Genomic DNA, 2,520 nt, shown 5'->3' with positions numbered 1-2,520 from the left:
ATCAAGCGTTACCAACCTCGTTATAATGTCTCGCTGCGGGATGATAAGTCTTACCCTTACATTCTGATAACCGATCATAAACATCCCCAATTAACCTCTATTCGCAGTAAAAATAAGCGTAAAGGACAATATTTTGGTCCTTATCCAAGTGGCAGTGCAGTGCGAGAAAGTCTGCATTTAATGCAGAAGCTATTTCCGGTGCGTCAGTGTGAAGATAGTTATTACCAAAATCGTTCTCGTCCGTGTTTACAATTCCAACTCAAGCGTTGTTTAGGCCCTTGTGTCACAATGGATAACCCTGAAGAATATAAGCAGCAGGTTGAACTTGCTGCGTTATTTTTGAAGGGTAAAAATAGCGATGTGATTAATCAATTAGTCATTAAAATGGAGAATGCCAGTCAGCGGTTAGCATTTGAAGAAGCGGCGCGTTATCGGGATCAAATTCAAGCATTAAGGACGATCCAAGAGCAGCAATATGTAACGTCTGATTTAGGCGAAATGGATGTGATTGGCTTTGCTTTCAAAAATGGTATTGCCTGTGTGCATTTGCTCTTTGTGCGTTCGGGTAAAGTATTTGGTAGCCGCAGTTACTTTCCAAGTGTGCCTGCCAATACTGATAATAGTGAAGTTATTCAAGCATTCTTACTGCAGTATTATCTGAATAAAGAAACACAGCAGGCGATCCCTAAAGAAGTACTTTTAACCGAACTACCTGAAGAGCATGAATTAATCGAAGCAAGTTTAAGCCAACTGGCAGGGCGTAAAATAAAGCTGACTAATCCTAAACGTGGCGATCGGGCTAAGTTTTTAAGGTTGGCGCTTACTAACGCTGAAACGGCTTTAACCACTAAGCTAGCAACCAAGAGTACCGTGCTAAATCGCTTTAAAGAATTAGAGAAAGTCCTGAGTTTTGATGGCAAGATCCAGCGTATGGAATGTTTTGATATTAGTCATACGGGAGGTGAGCAGACCGTGGCATCTTGCGTGGTATTTAATCGTGACGGGCCCAATAAAGCCGATTATCGACATTTTAACATCAGTGGTATTACTGGCGGGGATGACTATGCTGCGATGGCACAAGTATTAGAGCGCCGCTTTAAGAAAGTCACTGAAGTTGAAAAGATACCCGACATCTTATTTATTGACGGCGGTAAAGGGCAAATGACACAAGCGGAGCAAGTGCTCACGCAGTACGCGGATAACTTTGCCGTCAAACGGCCCCAAATTATAGGTATTGCTAAAGGTGTGACGCGTAAAGCGGGTTTAGAAACATTAATTTTGTCGGGAGCGTTAGATAATGTCGCCGATACCGAGTTCTATTTACCGAGTGATTCAGCTGCGTTACATCTGGTGCAGCATATTCGTGATGAATCCCATCGCTTTGCTATTACTGGGCATCGTGCTCGCCGTAATAAAGTCAAACGCACCAGCTCTTTAGAAAATATCCCAGGGGTCGGGCCAAAGCGTCGCCAAGTATTATTGAAGTTTATGGGTGGATTACAGCAACTGGGTCGTGCAAGTAGGGAAGAAATTGCAAAAGTACCCGGTATAAGTATTGATTTGGCAGAAAAAATTTATGATTCATTGCATCAATAAGCAAGATATAGGACTATATAGGGGTTTCAATTTCAAAAGCATGAGAATAATGAAAAACATACCCAATATTTTAACTTTGTTTCGCGTGATTTTAATCCCTTTTTTTGTTCTCGCGTTTTATTTACCGATTGAAAATTCGTTTTATATTGCAACCTGGATCTTTTTTATTGCGGGTGCAACTGATTATCTTGATGGTTATTTAGCAAGACGTTGGAATGTATCAAGTAAGCTTGGCGCATTCCTTGACCCTGTGGCAGATAAAATCATGGTGATCACAGCATTAGTAATGGTTGCTAGTGATCATGAGCGCATCGCAGCAACCGTCGGCGAACACAGTGCATTATGGATCATGATCCCTGCACTTATTATGGTTGCTCGCGAACTGGCGATTTCAGGATTACGTGAATGGATGGCAGACCTTGGTAAACGTGCTAATGTTGCCGTTGGTAACGCAGGTAAGTGGAAAACCAGTTTCCAAATGATGGCGCTAGGCGGCTTTATTTGGCAACAAGGTCCTTGGATGGTCTACCTTGCGTATTTAGTTTTTTATGCCGCGATGGTGTTAACGGTGGTTTCTATGGTGCAGTACTTTTCTGCGGCGTGGGGCGAGTTAACCAGCGAAGATTAAGACATCATTGCTAGCAAGTACCTTAGTTGTTTGTAGAGTATGTCGCATGACGGTGATATTCACCCCCTTTTAGCTAAAAAACAAACGGCTTAGGTTGAAACTTGAGCGTTTTGTTCGTTGCTGCTAAAAGGGTGTTGACTCTATTTTTTAGGTCTGTAGAATGCGTCAGCACATAGAGTCTACAGCGGTTTAATAAAGCAGCTCAGATAAAATGAGAAAGAAATTGCCCGAGTGGTGAAATCGGTAGACACAAGGGATTTAAAATCCCTCGCTTAATAGGCGTGCCAGTTCAATTC

General features: G+C 42.3%; 2 protein-coding genes. Both read left to right on the top strand.

The window, feature by feature from the left end:
* Positions 1-1,596, top strand: a 1,596-nt coding sequence (gene uvrC / locus QNK26_RS16735; protein WP_319225090.1) for an excinuclease ABC subunit UvrC, incomplete at its 5' end; no start/stop codon positions are given.
* A 49-nt stretch (positions 1,597-1,645) separates the two neighbouring features.
* Positions 1,646-2,224 carry a CDP-diacylglycerol--glycerol-3-phosphate 3-phosphatidyltransferase gene (gene pgsA, locus QNK26_RS16730; RefSeq protein ID WP_319225088.1) on the top strand — a complete coding sequence of 193 codons (579 nt, stop codon included), beginning with the start codon at positions 1,646-1,648 and terminating at the stop codon, positions 2,222-2,224.
* Positions 2,225-2,520: the final 296 nt, after the last annotated feature.

The organism is Moritella sp. (assembly GCF_033791185.1).
GTDB lineage: Bacteria > Pseudomonadota > Gammaproteobacteria > Enterobacterales > Moritellaceae > Moritella.
Note: the sequence above shows the minus strand (reverse complement) of the source record. Positions and strands in the feature narration are given on the sequence as shown.